The organism is Vibrio sp. 10N.261.52.A1 (genome assembly GCF_002876325.1).
Lineage (GTDB): Bacteria > Pseudomonadota > Gammaproteobacteria > Enterobacterales > Vibrionaceae > Vibrio > Vibrio chagasii.
The window spans coordinates 1-3303 of the sequence record NZ_MCYD01000738.1 but is presented as its reverse complement, the minus strand read 5'-3'; the positions used below and the strand labels follow the sequence as shown (position 1 = coordinate 3303).

The window sequence follows — 3303 nt, the reverse complement described above, 5'->3', positions numbered from 1 at the left end:
ATTTTTTACTCTTATTTTTCCTTATATAAATCCTCAACATTAGACAGGAGTAAGCAAGTGAGAATTTGGCTTGTTGCATTAACTTCTTTGATTTTTCTTGCGGGCTGTGAGCAGTCAAGAGAGCAAGTGCATTTGAGTGGCCCAACGATGGGCACGAGTTACAATATTAAATACATCAATAGTGATGAATTTCCTGAGTCTAATGAAGTTCATACTGAAATCGATCGTCTACTTGAAGAAGTAAACGACCAGATGTCGACGTACCGTGAAGATTCAGAGTTGAGCCGCTTTAACCAATACAAAGGTGCTGACGCATTCGAAGTGTCTGAGCAAACAGCGACGGTTGTGAAAGAAGCGATTCGTTTGAACGGTCTTACTGAAGGAGCACTGGATGTAACGGTTGGTCCATTAGTTAACTTATGGGGCTTTGGTCCTGAAGCTCGCCCTGAAGTTGTACCATCAGATGAAGAGCTGGCGGCTCGCAAGGCTAAGATTGGTATTCATCACCTCAGTGTTGAAGGCAACATGTTGAAGAAAGACCTACCTAACTTGTATGTTGATCTATCAACTATTGCGAAAGGCTGGGGTGTTGACGTAGTCGCAGACTACCTAGATTCTATTGGCATCCATAACTATATGGTTGAAGTTGGCGGTGAAATTCGTCTGAAAGGTTTAAACCGTGAGAATGTAGGCTGGCGCATCGCAATCGAGAAACCAAGTGTTGATGAGCGTAATATCCAAGAGATCATCGAACCGGGTGACATGGCTATCGCAACCTCTGGTGATTACCGTAACTATTTTGAACGTGATGGTGTTCGTTACTCACATATCATCAACCCTGAAACAGGAAAGCCTCTTCACCATAAAGTTGTTTCTGTAACCGTTTTAAACTCGTCTTCAATGACTGCAGACGGCTTATCTACAGGCCTTATGGTCTTAGGTGAAGAGAAAGGAATGGAAGTCGCAAACCAACATAACATCCCAGTGTTCATGGTGGTAAAAACAGCAGATGGCTTTAAAGAAGTTGCTTCTGAAGCATTTAAGCCATACTTAGGTAAATAAGGTAAGCGAGAAAATTATGAATACATTTCTGATTACATTTGGTGTTTTTCTAGCTGTGATTACAGCAATGTCTATTGGCTACATCATTCAAAAGAAAGTAGTTAAAGGTAGCTGTGGTGGCTTAGGTGCAGTTGGTATTGATAAAGTATGTAACTGCCCAGAACCTTGTGACGCGCGCAAAAAGCGTGAAGCTCGTGAAGCTTACCGCGAAGAGAAACTGGCTGAACGTCAGCAAAAAGAAGCAGCTTGGAATAAAGATCGTATTGCTTAATCAGCGATATCGATGGGGAGCGAATTAAGCTTTCCAAGAACAGAAGCCCAAGGTATGTGCCTTGGGCTTTTTTTGTTTTTCGCTAATTGGATTCATGCTTAGAAAGGTTCAGCTACTCGTTAACTAACTGAAGATTATTGCGAGCGCACACTAGCTGGTTTCGACCTTGTTCTTTAGCGGTATAAAGCAGTTCGTCGGCGGCTTTAATCTGTTCATCTAAAGAGCCCACTTGATCGGTTACCCCAATGCTCATGGTCACTTTAATGATTTGTGAATCATGCATCACTTGGTGACTTTCAATTGCATCTCTCATGGATTCTAACTCTTCCACAAACTGTTCAAATGGGCCGCATGATTGAATGCAAAACTCTTCTCCGCCAAACCTAACGGGCAAGTCGTCTTTAAAGTGTTGTTTGATAATTTTTCCAACTTCAATCAACACCGCATCACCACCATCGTGACCATAGGTGTCGTTCACTTTTTTAAAGAAGTCGATATCCATCATGGCAATATTGCGCTCTTCACAACCTTTACACGTCTGATTAAATAAATAACGACGGTTCCATAGGCCAGTAAGGGCATCCTCGTTAGCGTGACGAAACAGCTCACTCGTCGCTTCTTTCATATCGAGGAGTTGATGAATTCGACAGAAGAATTCTTCTTGATTAAAGGGCTTATAGAGGAAATCATTGGCGCCAGCTTTAAGGAAACGAGCGGTCATGGTGCGGTCATCACTGCCTGATAAGCCAAGGATAGCGAGTTGGTTACGGTCGTGCTGCACTCGAATGTCACGAGTCATCGAAATACCGTCTTTATTTGGCATATCGTGGTCAGTGACCACAACGGTGATATCAGGATCGTTTTGCAGCAGTGCGAGCGCTTGCTCTCCATCTTCTGCCTGAACGGTTTGAATATATTGGTGTTCAAGAAGTTGAACGACATATCGGCGAACCACAGCAGAATCATCAACAACCAGAGCTTTATGGTGTCGATTATTCGAGATTCGTTTTACAAGCGGTAGCAAGTAACTGACCGATGACATGCTGTCTTTGAGGATGTAATCCAACACACCTTTAGCCAGAACTTGTTCTCGTAGGGTGTTGTTGAACATGCCGGTAAGCACGATGATTTTTTGCTGATAGCCGAGCACTAAATCAATGATCTCACCATCTTGGCCGTCAGGTAGGCAGTAGTCGAGCACGGCGCACAAGAAATCCGTCTCTTGCTCTAAGATAGCTTTGGCTTCAGCCACAGATTCTGCGAGCGCAACTTCATAACCATCGTTTTTAAATTGCTGGTAAAGGTAGTTTCTGAATGCGCGACTGTCCTCTACTACTAGTATTTTTTCACTCAAAAGCTATCCCTACTTATAGACTAAATACTCCTAACAATACTATCAGAAGAGTAGGTGGCGATTGAAGCTAAACCTGTTGAGCTGGACTCTAGATCATTTTAAAACCAACAATTATCCATTATACTGTTCATAGATACAGTTGTAAGGTTGAGTTACTGGTTAATGTGTAGTGCGGACCAAGAGAAAGTGAGAAAAATAATCCATGTCGATATGGACTGTTTTTACGCGGCTGTAGAAATGCGAGATAACCCGGCATATCGTAACCGACCATTGGCTGTAGGCGGGCACGAAAAGCAGCGTGGTGTGCTCAGCACATGCAATTATGAAGCACGTAAGTTTGGTGTTCGTTCGGCCATGCCGACAGCTAAAGCGCTACAACTATGTCCTAACTTGTTAGTAGTGCCGGGAAGAATGTCTGTTTATGTCGAGATATCTAAAAAGATCCGTGAGATTTTCTCTCGGTATACTTCGGTGATTGAGCCGTTGTCGTTGGATGAAGCATTTCTTGATGTAACCGATTCAAAGCAGTGCCATGGCTCTGCAACACTTATCGCTGAATCGATTCGTCGTGATATCTGGAATGAACTTAATCTAACGGCGTCTGCTGGTATTGCTC

4 protein-coding genes are annotated in these 3303 nt (G+C 43.2%); 3 read left to right on the top strand and 1 reads right to left on the bottom strand.

The features are described from left to right. The first annotated feature begins 57 nt into the window (after positions 1-57). Together BCT81_RS15125 and nqrM are read left to right on the top strand one after the other, a co-directional pair. The gene (locus BCT81_RS15125; protein WP_102424961.1) at positions 58-1062 is read left to right on the top strand and encodes an FAD:protein FMN transferase; all 1005 of its coding nucleotides are present in this window, start codon (positions 58-60) and stop codon (positions 1060-1062) included. Positions 1063-1078: 16 nt separating this feature from the next. Beyond that, positions 1079-1333, top strand: coding sequence for a (Na+)-NQR maturation NqrM (gene nqrM / locus BCT81_RS15120; RefSeq protein ID WP_004737624.1), 255 nt, complete (start codon positions 1079-1081; stop codon positions 1331-1333). 112 nt (positions 1334-1445) lie between these two features. On the opposite strand, the gene BCT81_RS15115 is transcribed toward nqrM, so the two are convergent. Next, the gene (locus BCT81_RS15115) at positions 1446-2687 is read right to left on the bottom strand and encodes a response regulator (protein WP_102424960.1); all 1242 of its coding nucleotides are present in this window, start codon (positions 2685-2687) and stop codon (positions 1446-1448) included. A 162-nt stretch (positions 2688-2849) separates the two neighbouring features. Between BCT81_RS15115 and dinB the strand changes: the two genes are divergently transcribed. Then, on the top strand, positions 2850-3303 hold a 454-nt coding region (dinB, locus tag BCT81_RS15110), incomplete at its 3' end, for a DNA polymerase IV (protein ID WP_102424962.1).